Source organism: Candidatus Foliamicus sp. (assembly GCF_965221325.1).
Taxonomy (GTDB): domain Bacteria; phylum Pseudomonadota; class Gammaproteobacteria; order Steroidobacterales; family Foliamicaceae; genus Foliamicus.
Window position 1 is genome coordinate 273,808 of record NZ_OZ244880.1, and the last position, 14,597, is coordinate 288,404.

Here is a 14,597-nt window from a genome sequence, read left to right on the forward strand (position 1 = left end):
CTGCCTATTTCATCAGTTATTTCTTCCTGCGATTATGCCCTCGCCACTGCCCAGACCTGCAGATATTCCGCCCCCGCGCCGGCAAGCGCGCCTGCCATTGCTTCCACTGTGGCGCCCGTGGTTACGACGTCATCGACAATGGCCGCCCGTATGGGGGATTGCGAGCAGACGAAGGCGCCCGCCACGTTGGCGTGGCGCTCGTTGTCGTTCAAGCGGCTCTGCATGCGCGTGTTTCGTGTCCGGCGGCAGAGTTCCGGCCGCACCGGCACGCCAATCTCCCGGCCAATGAAGTGCGCGATTTCCTCGGCCTGATTGAAACCGCGTTCGGCCAGCCGCCTGGGGTGCAGTGGAACGGGCGCCAGCACATCCGGCATGTCCAGCGCACCGCGCTCCAGCTCCCAGCGCACCCGCAAGGCGATTTGTTGCGCCAGCGCGCGGGCCAGGTGGATGCGCTTGCCGAACTTCAAGCCCAGCAACAGCCGATCTACCGGATAGCCATAATTCAGCGGCGCCACGGTGCGATGAAATTGCGGCGGTTGCGTCGCGCAGTGTCCGCACAGGCCCGAGCTATCGGTAACCGCCAGCGCGCGCGCGCAGCGCGGACACGCCTGCGTGTTCGTCGGCAGGTCGCCCGCGCATTCTTCGCACAAACCCCGGCCTTCGGGGGCGATTCCCACGCACAGGTCGCATCGCCACGGAAGCAGGACTTGCGCGATGGAGTGCGGTAAGTGTTCGGAATGCGCCATTGCGGTTATGCTAACGCCCCCACGCCGAAGGGAAATCCCTATGCCACGAGTCTTGATAACCGGCGCTTCGCGCGGACTGGGCCTGGAGCATGCCAGGCAATATCTGGCGAAGGGTTGGGAAGTGATCGCCACCGCGCGCAACCCGGAAGCAGCACCGGGCTTGAATTCGATAGCGGCGGACGACGGGGGCTCGCTGCGGCTGGTGCCCATGGACGTTACCGACCATGCCAGGGTCGAGGCCGTGGCTGAGGAACTGAGCGGCGAATCGCTGGATATGGTCATCAACAACGCCGGCACCTACGGCCCGAAATCGGCATTTGAAGGGATGCATTACCAGTCGCTGGAAAGCATGGACTTCGGCCTCTGGCGCGAGATGCTCGAAATCAATGTGCTGGCGGCATTCAAGGTGGCGGTGTGTTTCAAGCCCCACCTCGAAGCCGCTGCGCATCCGTTGCTGGTGAATATGTCCAGCGACATGGGCTCGATCAGCAACAACTCCATCGGTCACGCGCACGGCTACCGCAGCAGCAAGGCGGCGCTCAACATGCTTACCAAGGGCATGGCGCTCGAGTGGAAGGAAATTACCGTAATCGCGATGGCGCCGGGCTGGTGCCGCACTGATCTCGGCGGCCCGGAAGCGCCCGTGGACCCCGTGGAAAGCGTGCGCATGCAGCAGGAATTGTTCGAGAGCCTGGAATCTTCGCGTTCCGGCGAATTCATCAACCGTTTCGGCGAATCCGTGAACTGGTGACACGCCCGCTCGGGCGTTCGGCTACGCGTGCAGGCGCTCGACCTCTTCGTAGAGTTGCCTGGTGGTAAGACCTTCCGGCGCCAGGGGCTCGCCGACAATCAGTTGCACCGGCGCGCGCAGCCACTTCAGTCCGCCGCGGAAGGCGCCACGCCCTTGATGCGAGAACAGGCTGCCCCATAGTCCGCGCAAGGCCATCGGAATAACCGGCGCCGGCGCCTGGCTCAATAGTTTGAGCACTCCCGGGCGGAACTCGTGCAGCTTGCCGTCGCGGGTGATATGGCCTTCCGGAAAGATGCACACCAGTTCCCTGTTGCGCAGCGCCTCGGTGAGCGACTCGAAGGCCCGCTGATAGGTTTCGGGGTCGTCGCTGCGGCGCGTGATCGGCACCGCGCCCACGCTGCGGAAAATGAAGTTGAGAACAGGAATGTCGTGGATGCGCTTGATCATCACGAAGCGCACCGGGCGGCGCAGCACCCCCAGGATCAGCAGCGCATCGACATAGCTTACGTGGTTGCATATCAGCACCGCGGCGCCGCGCTCCGGCACCCGGTCGAGATTCTCGAAGCGCAGCCGATAAAGGCTGCGCATCAGGCACCAAACCATGAAGCGGGCGACGAACTCCGGCACTTCCCAGAAGATGAACACGGCAACCGCGAGATTGATCGCGGCCAGCGCCAGGAACAGGTCAGGAATGCCGAGCTCCCACGTCACCAGCACCAGGATGCTCAAGGCCGCGCCGAGCACCATGAACAAGGCATTGACGATGTTGTTGAAGGCGATCACGCGTGCGCGGGTTTCCGGCTGGGTGCGTTGCTGGATCATCGAATACATCGGCACGGCGTAGAGACCGCCGAAAAATCCGATCAGAAACAGGTCGAGAAGCGGCGTCCAGCCGCCGGCCGCCAGGAATTGCATAAAGCCGGCATCCGGCGTGACCGGGTGCATGGTGGTCAGCGCAAAGTGCGCCGCGAACACGCTCAAGCCCAGGCTGCCGATGGGCGTGAGGCCGATTTCCACGCGCCGCCCGGACAGCCATTCGCAAACCATCGACCCTACGCCGATGCCGATTGCCAGCGTGGCCATCAGCGCTGTCGTGACGGTTTCGTTCGCGTTGAGAATCGCGTTGCCATAATTGGGCATCTGCGCCAGCACCACCGAGCCCAGCAGCCAGAACCAGGAAATGCCCAGAACCGACAGTAGAACCGAGCGCTTGGACGCGGCCGCGCGGCCCATGCGCGCCACCACGGTGAGCGGATTCCAGCAGATTCGGCCGGCGTCCGGAGCGGGCGGGGCCGCCGGAATGAAACGGCTGGCCAGGTATCCGGCGGCCGCAAGACCCACCACCACGCCGCCGATCAGCCAGGGCCGCAGGGCTGTGGGTTCGGAAGCCGCCAGCAAACCGCCCAGCAGCAAGCCCACCGGGATTGCCACGAAGGTTCCCATCTGCACCAGCCCGTTGCCGCCCACCAGCTCGGACTGGCGCAGGTGCTGCGGGATGATGGCGTACTTGATCGGGCCGAAGAAGGCGGATTGCGTGCCCATCAGGAACAGCACGGCCATCACCGCCCATACCGGCCCGGAAGCCACGGCCAGGCTGCCCAGCAGCATGATGCCCACCTCGGCTATCTTGATCCGACGCGTCAGCGCGGCCTTGTCGCCGTGGTCGGCGATTTCGCCGGCCCAGGCGGAGAACAGGAAAAACGGCAGCGCGAACAGGCCCGCGCCGAGGTTGGCCAGGGCGTCGGCGTTGACCGCGGGCGCGCCGAACACGATCAGCACGATCACCGCGTTGCGGTACACGTTGTCGTTGAAAGCGCCCAGCGCCTGGGTAACGAAGAACGGAGCGAACCGCCGGCTGCGCAACAGCGCGAACTGCCCGCGGCTCGCGCTTGCCTCGGCAGCGTCCGGCTTGCTGTCGGCCACGCTCGACCTCGTCGTGTTCAAGAGGACCGCATGTTAACCGCAGGGCCGGTCTTGCCGGCTTAAGGCGCGTTCGATGTCGCGCCCGCGCCCGCTCCAGGTACGACGGTCATTCGACCGCTGCGCCGAGGAATTCTCGCGCGGCGATTTTCTCTACGCGGAATTTCGCCGGCGCATGCTGGAACAGTTGGAATGGGTGCGGTTGGAGCCGCGCCTTGTCATCGACGCCGGCTGCGGGGTTGGCGCGGCGCGCGCGCAACTGCAACGGCGCTTCCCCGCCGCGCGCGTGCTGGGGCTGGATTCTTCCCTGGGCATGTTGCGGGTCGCCGACGGCGAGCGCCTGTGCGGCGACATGCAGCAAATGCCGCTGGCCGACGATTGCGCGCAACTGGTGTTCTCGAACCTGGCGCTGCAATGGTGCCCATCCATCGGCGCGGCGCTGGCGGAATTCCTGCGGGTGCTCGATTCGCCGGGCTTGCTGTTCTTTTCGATGTTCGGCCCGGACACGCTCAAGGAGCTGCGCACCGCGCGCCGCAGTGTGGGCTGGAACGATCAGCCGGAAACTCTGCTGGACATGCATCATCTGGGCGATGCGCTGCTCCGGGCCGGGTTCGCCGACCCAGTGATGAGCGCTGAGCGTTTCAGCGTGCAGTATGCGGACTACAGGTCTTTGGAAAACGATTTGCGCCACAGCGGCGCAAGCCGGGCGATGACGCCTCCGGGGTCCGGTCTGGCGCAGCGCGGGCGGCGGCTTGCCGTGGCGCGAGCCTTGGAAGCGGGACGCAACGCCGAGGGCGTCATACCGGTAAGCATTGAAGTCGTCTATGGCCAGGCCTGGGTGGCGCCGCCGCGCGGGGCCCGCGAGCCGGCCGAGGTGCCGTTGGAACAGATCAGTATTCGGAAACCAGGGAAGCCGTCTTGATGGTTGCGTAAACCCGCTGCCCGGCCGCGAAGTTCAGCTCCCGCGCGGAACGGCGGGTAATGCGCGCCCAGAGCGTCTGGCCTATGTCCACGACCACGTTGCTGAACGCTTCGTCTTCTTCCAGCACCCGCTCGACGACGCCGCTCACAACATTCAGCGCGCTGCTCTGTTGCTGGGCTTCGCGCGACAAGGCCACATCGCCGGCGCGCACCTTCAGCACCACCTCGCTGCCCTGGGGCAGATTTCTTTCCAGCCGCGGCACCAGGAGGCGCTGGCCGCAGCAGCTTAGACGGCTCAGGCCGTCGCCGTCGTTGCTGCGCTCCATGCGGCAGATCAGCAGAGCGCCGGCGCTGTGCCGCCCGGTAAGCCGCTGCAGTTCCGGCCTTCCCAACAATTCCTGAGGCGACCCCACCGCCTTGATGCGGCCTGCGTCGATCAGCGCCAGGCGATCCGCCAGGCGCAGCACTTCGCGCATTTGGTGAGTGACGTAGAGCAAAACCCGGTTCTCGTTCTGACCGAGGCGAGTCAGCATGTCCAGCACCTCGCTGCGCCGAGCGCCGTCCAGACCCGCCAGCGGTTCGTCGAGCAACAACACTTCCGGGTCGGTAAGCAACGCCCGGCCGATGGCCACGCGCTGCTGTTCGCCCCCGGACAGGGACATCGGGCGACGGTCGAGCAGCGCGCCCAATTCCAGCCGCTCGACCACCTCGTCCAAACTTGAGAGCGGTTGTGCGCTGCGCCGCCGCCCGTAGGTGAGGTTGCGGCGCACGCTCAGGTGGGGGAAAAGGCGCCCGTCCTGAAACACCACACCCACCGAACGGCGTTCGGGGGCAAGGTTTATGCCCTGCGCGCTGCTAAATACGCAGTTTTGTCCAATCCTGATTTCGCCTTCGTCGGGCGCCACAAGACCGGCCACCATGTTGACCAGGGTGGTCTTGCCCGCTCCGGACGGGCCGAACAGGGCGGTCACGCCAAACCCGAGCTCGAGTTCCCCGCGCCATTCGAACCCGGCATGGTTCTTGCGCGCTTTGATGGCGAGCATTGCGGTGCCCCGCTTCAGCCCAAGCGCCTGCGCACTGCGCGCGCGGCCAGCTCGGAAGCCGCCAGCGCCAGAATCGCCAGCGTTAGCGATGTGCCGGCCAGCCAGGCGGCGGCGGTTTCGCCTTCCGGGGTTTGCAACTGGGTGTAGATCGCAAGCGGAAGCGTGCGGGTCTGTCCAGGCACGTTGGAAACGAAAGTGATGGTGGCGCCGAACTCGCCCAGACAGCGCGCGAACGCAAGCAAGACTCCCGTAATCAGACCGGGCGCAGCCAGCGGCAGGGTAACGGTGAACAAGGCCCGCGCCGGGCAGGCGCCCAGCGTGCGCGCCGCGGCCTCCAGGCGGCGGTCCACCGATTCGATGCCGAGACGAATTGCCCGTACCAGCAGCGGGAAAGCCATGACCGCGGCAGCTACCGCGGCGCCCTTCCAGGTGAAAGTGAGGCTTACGCCGAACGATTCATGGAGCCATTTGCCGAGGACCGCGTTGCGTCCGAACACGGTCAGCAGCAGGTAGCCCACCACGACCGGCGGAGTGACCAGCGGCAAGTGCACTAGCCCGTCCAACAGGATCTTGCCCGGAAACCGGCAGCGCGCCAGGACCCAGGCGCAGGCAATGCCTGGCGGCAACGAGCAGGCCACCGCCCAAAGCGACACCTTCAGCGACAGCGCTGCGATTTCCCAGATAGCTGTCATGGACGGGGCGCGCGGAATCCGCGCTCCAGAAATACGGAGCGGGCGTCGTCGCTGTGCAGGTAGTCAAGAAACGCTGCCGCCACCGGGTCTTTGCCGGGCGCAATCATTGCGATTTCGTAGCGGATCGGACTATGCGTCTGAGCGGGTATCCTGGCGGCGGCCTGGATGCGGGATTCGCCTTTCAGCTCGCTGGCATAAGTGATGCCCAGTGGCGCCTCGCCGCGCGCTACGCGGGCGGTTACGGCGCGCGCGCTGGCGGCGAAAGCCAGACGGCCACGAAATAAATCCCAAAGCTCCAGGCGCTCCAGCGCTTCGCGCGCATAGGCGCCGGCCGGCACATGCGAAGGGTCGGCCAGCAGCAAGGGCGCCTCGCCAAGCGCGCCCAGCAGCGAATCGGGGTCGGCGAGGCTCAAACTAGTTTCCGCAGACACAGGACGAATTACCACCAGGCGGTTGCCCAGCAAATCCCGCCGAGTGCCGGCAGCCAACCTTCCTGCGTTGTCGAGCGCATCCATCCAGCGGCGGTTTGCCGACAGGAACAAGGCCGGCTGTGCACCATGCAGTATCTGTCGGGCCAGAGTCGCAGATGACGCGAAGGAAAGCCTTACCGGATGGCCATGCAGGCGCTCGTGGCGGGCCGCGAGCTCGCTTAGCGCGGCCGTGGTGCTGGCCGCCGCGAACACGACCGGAGGTTCGGACGCGGCGGCGGGATCATGTAGCGCGAGCGCCAGCAGGAGCGCGGCGAAGCGCATGGCCGCGCCGGGCGGAGGGACAAGCCTGCGTGCGCGGCAGGAGCGCCGGGGGAACATGCGCGCCAGCATACCAACTGCCGCTCCTGGCACCAACGAAAAGGCCCGCGCCGCGCTCGGTCGGTGGGCTTGACTTGCGCGGGGCTGGGCGTAGGATGATTCGAGCGCGAACTGAGGAGGGAAGATGGTACGAACACTGCTCGTGACGCTCAGCGCCGTGGCATTCGCGGCTTCGGCTGGCGCCGCGCCGCTCGGTTTGCCCGAGGTGCCTGTGCCCGAGGACAACCCCACGACGCCGGCCAAGATTGCGCTCGGTGACAAGCTGTTTCACGATAACCGTTTCAGCACCACCGGCGAGGTCAGTTGCTCCACCTGCCATGAGCGGGAGAAGGGCTTCACCGACAGCCCCCTGGAAACCTCGGAAGGCATTCTCGGGCTTACCGGCACGCGCAATTCGCCCACTGCCGCCAACGCCGCCTACTTCAAGACTTTCTTCTGGGACGGACGCTCGCCCAGCCTGGAGGATCAGGCCCAGCATCCGTTTCTGAACCCGGTGGAGATGGGTTTGCCGACCCACGACCCCATTCTGGAGATCGTTTCCACCGATCCGGATTACGTGGCGGCGTTCCGGGAAGTGTTCGGGAAAGAGCCGGGGCAGGTGACGATGGACGAGGTCACCAAGGCCATCGCCGCCTTTGAGCGCACCTTGGTGTTCGGCAATTCGCGCTTCGACCGCTACTGGTTCGGGGGCGAGGAAGATGCCCTGAGCGAAGCCGAAATCCGCGGCCTGGACCTGTTCCTCAACGAAGGGCGCTGCGTGTCCTGCCACACCATCGAGCACGATCACGCCTTGTTTACCGATCACCGCTTCCACAACATCGGGGTGGGCATCAACGACATTCAGGACCGCATTCCGGAAGCCGTGGGCAACTATCTGGCGGCGCGCGCGCGCGGTGCGGAGGTGGACGAAACCGTGCTTTCCGAGAAGTTGTCTTCGGAACTGGGACGCTTCGCGGTATCCGAGATGTTCGACGATCTGGGCGCCTTCAAGACGCCCACGCTGCGCAACGTGGCCGCTACCGCGCCCTACATGCACGACGGCAGCCTGGCGACGCTCAAGGAAGTGATGGATCACTACAACAACGGTGGCGTTACCGAAGCCGACGATCCGGTCAACGACTTCTTGTCCAGCGGTATCCTGCCTCTGGACCTGACCGACGAACAGGTTGCCGACCTGGTGCTGTTCATGGAAGCGCTCACCAGCCCGGAATATGAAGACTTGGCCGCCGCCGCCGATGCGTCGGGGCTGCCGGCCGGGGAGTAGAGAACAATGACCCGCAGCAACAGACGCAAATTCCTCCAGCGCGCAGCCAGCATGGCGGCGGTGGGCACCCTGCCGCTCACCTACGTGCGCCTGGGACGCAGCGAGCAGTCGGCGGAGTTCAGCTTCGCCTTCCTGTCCGATTCGCACATCCAGCATATCCGCGGCGCCGAGTTCGTGCGCAACTGGGATCGCGGCCTGATTCGCGCCGTGGCCGAAACCAACCTGCTGAACCCGAAACCGGATTTCGTGATTTACGGTGGCGACCTCGCGCAACTGGGCACCAAGCCGGAATTGGACCACGGCGCGGAGTTGCTTTCGGCCCTTAACTACGACATCTATCCGATCTTGGGCGAGCACGACTATTACCTGGACCTGGGCGAGTACTGGTCGGACCTGTTCAAGCGTCCGCACTACTACAGCTTCGATCACAAGGGCGTGCATTTCGTTATGCTGAATTCCATCGTTACCTATGACGAGTGGACTTTCGAGCGCTGGCCCACCGCCGAGCAGCGCATGAACGAAATGGCCGGGCTGGACAATCCCAACGGCTCGCCGTTCATGGTGGGCGAGGCCCAGCGCGAGTGGCTGAAGCAGGACCTGGCAGGCGTGGACAAGAGCACGCCCATCGTAGTGATTTCGCATTCGCCGTTGCAGAAAATCTACAAGGGCTGGAATTTCTGGACCGACGACGCCGAGCAGGTGCAAGCCATTCTGGCGCCCTACGACAAGGTGACCGTGCTATACGGCCACGTGCACCAGATCCAGTACAACCAGCTAGGCAACATCAGCTTCACCTCCGCGATGGCCACCGCCTGGCCATGGCCCTACCCCGGCAGCTACGCCCAGGCGGAGCACTATCTGCCGGTGCTTACCGTGCCGATGAACCGCGCCGACCCCTTCTTCGAGCGCGACGCCACCGGCTGGCAGTTCGTGGATGTGCATACCGGCCGCGCCGCGGTGCATTACAACCTCTACGACAACGCGGTGCGCACGGTGGCCTGGAACGACGAGACGGGGCAGCCGGAGGACACCGTGTTTCAGGACCCGGCGGCGCGGATTCCCCCGCAGCAGCACTACTGACGGAGAACCCCAACCCATGCGCAAGAAACTGATTTGTGCGGCCTTGACCCCGGTCCTGTTCGTGCTGAGCGCCGGCAACCTCGGTGGCGACGAGTTCGACCAGGCGGACCTCGACCGCTGGCAGGAGCAATTCATGCAAGTGGTGCAGGAAGGGCGGGACTTGTGGACCGACGGCACGCTGGGAACCAACGGCGTGTCGTGCGCCCAATGCCATCCGAACGCGGCCAATACGCATCCCGAAACCTATCCCAAGTTTCAGAAGCAGCTCGGCCGCGTGGTCGATTTGTGGGAGATGTTCAACTGGTGCCTGCGCAACCCACTGGAAGGAGAGGACATGGCCGCCGACGACCCCAGGATGATCGCGCTGCTTGCCTACGCCCACCACGAGCGCCGCGGCGTGGAACTCGAGCCCGGCAAACACTGACCGCTTGCCGGGACGGCGCGCTTGCGGCGTGCCTTGGTCCCGCTCCGCGAACGCCCTCTCCGTCAGCCTTCCGGCATAATCCTGCTGAGCGGCAACCCGCGGCGCGCCCGTAGCTCAGCTGGATAGAGCGTCGGTCTCCGGAACCGAAGGTCAGGGGTTCGAATCCCTTCGGGCGCGCCAACTCCGCCGTAAAACACACGGCACCACGCGCTCCGCGCTTGATCCGCTTCTCCGATTCCGAGCGGGCGGGCTAGAAACCGCAGCTCACGGCCCGAACCGGTGCTGACCACGATGTCTCCTCTCCACCGTTCACACAGTGGTAATCTATCGCATGTCCATCTGACAAAATATCCGAGGAATTCCATCCATGTGGGGACTACCCAAGCGCATCCTGGAACATGCTGAAGCCCTTCCGGAGGCAACGCCGCTGTGCCCCGGGGCGTTGCTTCATCTCGGCAAGCGCGCCGCGGTGGATCAGGCGCTGTCAAGGCTCGCCCGCTCGGGGTATCTCCTGCGCATTTTCAAGGGCGTATACATGCGTGCCGTCGAGACGCGCTTTGGTGTTCGCGGGCCTCGGATCGACAAGGCAATCGCTGCGCTTTCCGCACTCTGGGGCGAGACCATCGTGCCGTGCGGCGGGGCCGCGGCCAATCGTCTTGGCCTGACTGCCCAGAATCCCGTTCGCATGGTCTATCTCACGTCTGGTCCCAGCCGCCGGTTGCATTTCGGATCAAACACCGTTGAACTGCGCCACGCGCCGCGTTGGCAATTGGTGGCGCCGCATCGCAAGGCCGGGAATCTCATCCGCGCGCTGGCATGGCTTGGCCCTGCAGAAGTCAAAGATGGCCTGGAGGCCGTCATGCCGACGCTTTCCGCGGAAGAACTGAGCGAATTTTCAGCCGCGCGGGCGTTGATGCCGAATTGGATGGCCGAGCCGGTAAGCGCACGAATCGCCCATGGCTGAAGCGCGCTTCCAGGATCTGTCCGCCTCCGACCGTCGTGATGCGCTGGACGTTGTGGAACGCGGCAGTATCCACAAGGCCCATCTATTGGAGAAGGATATCTGGGTAGTAGCGGTACTGGAGTGCCTCCGGTTTGCTGGATACTTCCGTGCTCTGTTTGGAGTGCCCTCCGTGGAGCGTGCCGATGCCAGATTGATCCTGATCGGAAGCCTTCGGCACGAAATAGACGCGCAGCGGATTCAGTTCCCAGCCGAAGGCGCTGAACTGATTCAATGTGTCCATTCCCAGCAGGATGTGTCTGGTGTGCGAATCCTGGCTCGTCTCCGAGTCCCGGAACAACACATGCGGGCTATACGTGCATTCACCGGTCAGTGCGCTGCTGTCGCCAAACGAAAACGTGTGGTCTTTGTAACGCCTCATAAGCCACTGCGAGCAATAGGTTGTGTCTGAACCGGTATCAATTTCCGCGGTATATTTGGTGTCCGTCGACAAACCTGCATCTATGCCGATTAGCTGAGTGCCCGTTAACCAATTCCTGTAGGGTGCTTCGCCACCCTCGCAGGCTCCCAGCGTCCCTAGATGGAGTTTGTTTTGCTCCCAATCGAAACAAACACTTCTGTACTGTAGGAGCAAATTCATACCAAAAATGTTGCCCATTTCGGCAGCCGCATTGAGACCACTTTCGATTACCCGTACTTCGCCGAGCACGACAACGGGGCGGGGAAATGCTTCATTTCCCACTTGCATATTTTGGATACGCGCCACGCTGGCCATATCCAAGTGTCCGATAAATTCAACCCGCATATCCTGGATGAACTCAAACGCTTCAGGCGCTTTGTCCGACCACGCGCGATTCAGGAACGACATACTGGCGCCGGTGTCCACAAGACCCGTAACCGGCGTTCGAAGAATTTTGGCTACTATGGCGGGGCGAGTATCTTCGGGGGAAAGTCGTACGAGCGGAAGGACTTGGGGATCGCGCCACCGCTTTCTTGGGCGGGCGTCGAACATCGCCGCATTGCGTTTTGCCCACTGTTCGCAGGTGCCTTCAAGCGCAATTTCACGAAAGGAATATGCGAGTTCGTAACCCGTCCTGAGCTCTTCCTCGCTTAATCCAGTCTTGTCTAGACCCTGCCAATCTGGGCAAAAATCATGGAAATTGCCTGCGTCGGCTTCGGATTTGCCGAGGATGTAGGCGAGTGCGCCCAGAGGCGGACACTCCTGAATGAAGAAGCAGCGGCCGAACGCATCAACGTTGACATCACTATTGGACGGATGGTTGAAGAAGGCGCTATAGGCTTCCCAGGCAGACTCCAACTCCCCGTTCTGGTAGTACGCAATCACTTGTTCCAGTTGCTGCCCCGCTCGCTCGCTCAAGGAATCGTGCACGGCTGTGCAGCCGTGCGTGACAATCGCGCATAGAACCATGATTGCCAGAGGGACTGTACGCATGTGCATCATTTTCCGGCGCGGCTCTTGTGCCTACTTATCGCTTTCTTCCTCTTTGGCATCATCGCTGTCGTCATTGCCGTCGTCGCTCCCGTCCACGGTTGCCTTTCCCTTGGCGCAAACTATCTTGATTTTAGACGCACTGCCGGCGAGACTGCCGCCGCATGTCTCGCCGTTACTGGTGGATGTTGGGATGGGCAGAAATTTATGGGTACACACCGACTGAGCGCCTTTCCGGGCGTGGCGCTTGTTCTTGCTGCCGGCGCGTCTCGGCGCCTGGGCCGGCCGAAGCAGCGGGTTCGGTATCGTGGGGAGATGTTGTTGGCCCGCAGCGTACGGATGGCGACTGCGTTGGGCGCCGGCGAGGTGTGCGTGGTTTTGGGGTATCGGGCTGCGTTCATGCGCAACTCTTTGCGGAGGGCTCCCGGGACTGTTGGCGGGGTGCGCACGGTTCGGAGTCCGCGCTGGCGCGACGGCATGGGGCGTTCGCTTGCGTTCGGCGTTCGCGTGTTGCCGCGGCAGGCCCGCGCCGTGCTTGTGATGTTGTGCGACCAGCCGCTGGTGGAAACTGCGGACTTGCATCGTTTGGTTGCGGCTTGGCGAAGCAAACCGCATTGGGCTGCCGCTTCAAGCTACGCCGGCCGTCTGGGCGCCCCGGCCGTTTTCCCTCGCTCCTGGTTTCCCCGGCTGGCAGCCTTAAGTGGCGATGAAGGAGCCCGCGACTTGCTGCAATCCCGCCAAGACATCACGGCTGTCGCCATGCCCCATGCCGCGCATGACTTGGATACGCCCGCCGACATGGGATGCCTGCTGACCTATTCTCCTATTTCAGCAGCCACCCAGTAAGTAGCGACTCAAACACCTCCGGGATCAAGTGCTTCGACGCTGGAGGCGCCGAACAAGCGCCATGATGGGGCGCGTTTGCGACAGAAAAAGTGACTAAAGCGACACATAAAGTGGTTATAGGCCATATTGAAGGCTTTATATGTCGCTTATGTGCTTTTGCGACATATAATCCGGCATATGCCCAAGCGCGTTCCAGAGCAAGAGCTTGACGCGATCCTCGCGGTCGTCTCGGCACATGCTGATGGTGTGCCGGTCGGGGTCATCCGCGAGGGCTTGCCGTACGACCTGCCCCTGCGCACACTGCAGCGCCGTTTGTCACTGCTGATCGAACAGCGGCGCCTCATCGCCGAAGGGCAGCGCAAGGGCCGTCGTTATCGTTTGCCCGCCGACATTATCGGCAAGGGCAACCTGGTCGCTGATAGCGCCGCCACGGGGGCGCCTGACGAAGCTTATGTCCCGATCTCGCCGGACTCAGAGGCGGTCAAGCAGGCAATTCGCATGCCGTTGCACGAACGGCGTCCGGTGGGCTACCAGCGCGACTTGCTGGACGATTACCGGCCCAACGATACCTACTATTTGTCGGCGGATACGCGGCGGCGCCTGCTGGAAATAGCTCGCCTGCCCGGCGGCGAGAGCCCTGCGGGAACCTACGCTCGGAAAATCTACAACCGCCTGCTTGTTGATTTGTCCTGGAACTCCAGCCGTCTGGAAGGCAATACCTACTCCTTGCTGGAAACCGAGCGCCTGTTGGAGTTGGGAGAGGCCGCCGAGGGCAAGGATGCACTGGAAGCGCAGATGATCCTGAACCACAAGGCGGCTATCGAGCTGCTCGTCGAGCAGGCCGAGGAGATCGGCTTCAACCGTTACACCATTCTCAATCTGCACGCTCTGCTCGCGGATAACTTGCTTGCTGATCCGCAGGCAGGTGGGCGACTGCGGCGCATCCCGGTGGGCATTGAGGGCACGGTTTACCATCCGCTGGAAGTGCCGCAGTTCATCGACGAGTGTTTCGAGCAGATTCTGGATACTGCGGCTGCGATTAGCGACCCCTTCGAGCAATCCTTCTTTGCCCTGGTGCACTTGGCCTATCTGCAGGGCTTTGAGGATGTCAACAAGCGGGTCTCCCGTCTGGCGGCCAATATCCCTCTGATCCGCGGCAACCTCTGCCCCCTGTTCTTCGTGGACGTGCCCGAGCGAGCCTACATCGATGGTGTGCTGGCCATCTACGAACTGAATCGCGTCGAACTGTTACGTGACGTGTTTGTCTGGGCGTGCGAACGCTCCAGTGCGCGGTACTCGGCGGTGCGCCAGTCATTGGGCGAGCCCGACCCGTTTCGCCTGCGTTACCGGACACTGGTCGCCGAACTGGTCGCCGCAGTGGTGCGCGCAGGGATGGACAAGAAGGCCACGACGGCATTGGCGCGGCAACGCGCGGCGGAACGGGTGCCGCCAGCGGACCAGGCGCGATTTGTCGAGGTTGTGGAGACAGAGATCATGAGCCTTCACGAAGGCAATATTGCACGTTACCGTCTGCGCCCAGCCGAGTTCGAGGCATGGCGGCAAGGCTGGCGTTGACGGGCTCTAGGTGACCGACGCCGGGTTCGGCAAACGAGTTCTTGTGTTCGATAGCGCTGCGGCTCGTGTACAGTTGCGAATTCCGGCCTAGCGAGGCCCTCTACGGAGCAACCCG

Annotated in this window: 14 protein-coding genes and 1 tRNA gene; 9 read left to right on the plus strand and 6 right to left on the minus strand. The window is 63.4% G+C overall.

The annotated features are described in order from the left end of the window. Positions 1-32: 32 nt before the first annotated feature. Positions 33-746, minus strand: a complete 714-nt coding sequence (locus tag ACWCOO_RS01285) for a double zinc ribbon domain-containing protein (protein WP_446831169.1) — start codon at positions 744-746, stop codon at positions 33-35. A 40-nt stretch (positions 747-786) separates the two neighbouring features. Between ACWCOO_RS01285 and ACWCOO_RS01290 the strand changes: the two genes are divergently transcribed. Next, on the plus strand, positions 787-1,497 hold the full coding sequence (locus ACWCOO_RS01290) for an SDR family oxidoreductase (RefSeq protein ID WP_446831170.1): 711 nt from the start codon (positions 787-789) through the stop codon (positions 1,495-1,497). A gap of 21 nt (positions 1,498-1,518) precedes the next feature. Here ACWCOO_RS01290 and ACWCOO_RS01295 read toward each other — a convergent pair whose 3' ends face one another. Beyond that, positions 1,519-3,420, minus strand: a complete 1,902-nt coding sequence (locus ACWCOO_RS01295; RefSeq protein WP_446831171.1) for an MFS transporter — start codon at positions 3,418-3,420, stop codon at positions 1,519-1,521. A 73-nt stretch (positions 3,421-3,493) separates the two neighbouring features. Here ACWCOO_RS01295 and ACWCOO_RS01300 point away from each other — a divergent pair, with 73 nt between their 5' ends. Continuing rightward, entirely contained in the window at positions 3,494-4,339 is an 846-nt protein-coding gene (locus ACWCOO_RS01300; protein ID WP_446831172.1) for a methyltransferase domain-containing protein, read from the plus strand. On the opposite strand, the gene modC is transcribed toward ACWCOO_RS01300, so the two are convergent. Genes modC through modA form a run of 3 tightly spaced genes read right to left on the minus strand, consistent with a single transcriptional unit; the run spans position 4,308 to position 6,894 of the window. Continuing rightward, entirely contained in the window at positions 4,308-5,381 is a 1,074-nt protein-coding gene (modC, locus tag ACWCOO_RS01305; RefSeq protein WP_446831173.1) for a molybdenum ABC transporter ATP-binding protein, read from the minus strand. The genes ACWCOO_RS01300 and modC overlap by 32 nt on opposite strands. A 14-nt stretch (positions 5,382-5,395) precedes the next feature. Continuing rightward, positions 5,396-6,073, minus strand: coding sequence for a molybdate ABC transporter permease subunit (modB, locus tag ACWCOO_RS01310; protein ID WP_446831174.1), 678 nt, complete (start codon positions 6,071-6,073; stop codon positions 5,396-5,398). Continuing rightward, on the minus strand, positions 6,070-6,894 hold the full coding sequence (gene modA, locus ACWCOO_RS01315; protein ID WP_446831175.1) for a molybdate ABC transporter substrate-binding protein: 825 nt from the start codon (positions 6,892-6,894) through the stop codon (positions 6,070-6,072). Before modA ends, modB begins: the two co-directional genes overlap by 4 nt. Before the next feature lie 112 nt (positions 6,895-7,006). Here modA and ACWCOO_RS01320 point away from each other — a divergent pair, with 112 nt between their 5' ends. From ACWCOO_RS01320 to ACWCOO_RS01340, 5 genes are all read left to right on the plus strand, one after another. Next, on the plus strand, positions 7,007-8,146 hold the full coding sequence (locus ACWCOO_RS01320) for a cytochrome-c peroxidase (RefSeq protein WP_446831176.1): 1,140 nt from the start codon (positions 7,007-7,009) through the stop codon (positions 8,144-8,146). 6 nt (positions 8,147-8,152) lie between these two features. Next, entirely contained in the window at positions 8,153-9,226 is a 1,074-nt protein-coding gene (locus ACWCOO_RS01325) for a metallophosphoesterase family protein (RefSeq protein ID WP_446831177.1), read from the plus strand. A gap of 16 nt (positions 9,227-9,242) precedes the next feature. Further along, positions 9,243-9,650, plus strand: a complete 408-nt coding sequence (locus ACWCOO_RS01330; protein WP_446831178.1) for a cytochrome C — start codon at positions 9,243-9,245, stop codon at positions 9,648-9,650. A 103-nt stretch (positions 9,651-9,753) separates the two neighbouring features. Further along, positions 9,754-9,830, plus strand: a tRNA-Arg gene (locus ACWCOO_RS01335). A 187-nt stretch (positions 9,831-10,017) separates the two neighbouring features. Beyond that, positions 10,018-10,614: a DUF6088 family protein gene (locus ACWCOO_RS01340; RefSeq protein ID WP_446831179.1), complete on the plus strand. Its 597-nt coding sequence runs from the start codon at positions 10,018-10,020 to the stop codon at positions 10,612-10,614. Positions 10,615-10,696: 82 nt separating this feature from the next. Here ACWCOO_RS01340 and ACWCOO_RS01345 read toward each other — a convergent pair whose 3' ends face one another. After that, complete coding sequence (locus tag ACWCOO_RS01345) at positions 10,697-12,001, minus strand: hypothetical protein (RefSeq protein ID WP_446831180.1); 1,305 nt, start codon at positions 11,999-12,001, stop codon at positions 10,697-10,699. 267 nt (positions 12,002-12,268) lie between these two features. Here ACWCOO_RS01345 and ACWCOO_RS01350 point away from each other — a divergent pair, with 267 nt between their 5' ends. Both ACWCOO_RS01350 and ACWCOO_RS01355 read left to right on the plus strand, forming a co-directional pair. Then, positions 12,269-12,907 (plus strand): nucleotidyltransferase family protein, encoded by a 639-nt coding sequence (locus ACWCOO_RS01350; RefSeq protein WP_446831181.1) that lies wholly within the window; start codon positions 12,269-12,271, stop codon positions 12,905-12,907. A gap of 177 nt (positions 12,908-13,084) precedes the next feature. Further along, the gene (locus ACWCOO_RS01355; RefSeq protein ID WP_446831182.1) at positions 13,085-14,482 is read left to right on the plus strand and encodes a Fic family protein; all 1,398 of its coding nucleotides are present in this window, start codon (positions 13,085-13,087) and stop codon (positions 14,480-14,482) included. Positions 14,483-14,597 lie beyond the last annotated feature (115 nt).

What these genes read in the sequence shown, in the direction of transcription:
- ACWCOO_RS01330 (WP_446831178.1), top strand. Translation starts at nt 9,243, where the DNA reads ATGCGCAAGAAACTGATTTGTGCGGCCTTGACCCCGGTCCTGTTCGTG.
- ACWCOO_RS01300 (WP_446831172.1), top strand. Translation starts at nt 3,494, where the DNA reads ATGTCGCGCCCGCGCCCGCTCCAGGTACGACGGTCATTCGACCGCTGC.
- modA (WP_446831175.1), bottom strand. Translation starts at nt 6,894, where the DNA reads ATGCTGGCGCGCATGTTCCCCCGGCGCTCCTGCCGCGCACGCAGGCTT.
- ACWCOO_RS01355 (WP_446831182.1), top strand. Translation starts at nt 13,085, where the DNA reads ATGCCCAAGCGCGTTCCAGAGCAAGAGCTTGACGCGATCCTCGCGGTC.
- ACWCOO_RS01340 (WP_446831179.1), top strand. Translation starts at nt 10,018, where the DNA reads ATGTGGGGACTACCCAAGCGCATCCTGGAACATGCTGAAGCCCTTCCG.
- ACWCOO_RS01290 (WP_446831170.1), top strand. Translation starts at nt 787, where the DNA reads ATGCCACGAGTCTTGATAACCGGCGCTTCGCGCGGACTGGGCCTGGAG.
- ACWCOO_RS01320 (WP_446831176.1), top strand. Translation starts at nt 7,007, where the DNA reads ATGGTACGAACACTGCTCGTGACGCTCAGCGCCGTGGCATTCGCGGCT.
- modB (WP_446831174.1), bottom strand. Translation starts at nt 6,073, where the DNA reads ATGACAGCTATCTGGGAAATCGCAGCGCTGTCGCTGAAGGTGTCGCTT.
- ACWCOO_RS01350 (WP_446831181.1), top strand. Translation starts at nt 12,269, where the DNA reads ATGGGTACACACCGACTGAGCGCCTTTCCGGGCGTGGCGCTTGTTCTT.
- ACWCOO_RS01285 (WP_446831169.1), bottom strand. Translation starts at nt 746, where the DNA reads ATGGCGCATTCCGAACACTTACCGCACTCCATCGCGCAAGTCCTGCTT.
- ACWCOO_RS01325 (WP_446831177.1), top strand. Translation starts at nt 8,153, where the DNA reads ATGACCCGCAGCAACAGACGCAAATTCCTCCAGCGCGCAGCCAGCATG.
- modC (WP_446831173.1), bottom strand. Translation starts at nt 5,381, where the DNA reads ATGCTCGCCATCAAAGCGCGCAAGAACCATGCCGGGTTCGAATGGCGC.